Origin of the sequence: Ferrimicrobium sp. (genome assembly GCF_027364955.1) — a bacterium.
In the GTDB taxonomy this organism is placed as follows: domain Bacteria; phylum Actinomycetota; class Acidimicrobiia; order Acidimicrobiales; family Acidimicrobiaceae; genus Ferrimicrobium.
Genome location: NZ_DAHXOI010000072.1, coordinates 1 through 286, shown reverse-complemented (window position 1 = coordinate 286; position 286 = coordinate 1). Strand labels below are relative to the sequence as shown.

General features: G+C 48.3%; 2 tRNA genes. Both read right to left on the bottom strand.

The window, feature by feature from the left end:
- Positions 1-50: 50 nt before the first annotated feature.
- Positions 51-125, bottom strand: a tRNA-Gly gene (locus M7Q83_RS14055).
- Positions 126-129: 4 nt separating this feature from the next.
- Positions 130-202 (bottom strand) — tRNA-Gln (locus tag M7Q83_RS14050).
- Positions 203-286 lie beyond the last annotated feature (84 nt).

Sequence of the window (286 nt, the reverse complement as noted above, 5' to 3'; positions counted from 1 at the left end):
CGGCCTCTCGCTTTTCAAACGAGCGCTCTTCCGTCTGAGCTAAAGAACCATGGAGCAGATAGCCGGACTCGAACCGGCATCGCAAGGTTGGAAGCCTAGCGTTCTAGCCATTGAACTATATCTGCTTAGCTCGGAGAGAAGGGATCGAACCTTCAACCTACGGGTCCAAAGCCCGTCGTTCTGCCAATTGAACTATCTCCGAATGTTGGTTTAATTCTTTTAATTTCTTTAATTTTGCTGGTGCTCGTTGATGGACTCGAACCACCGACGTTCTGTGTATAAGACA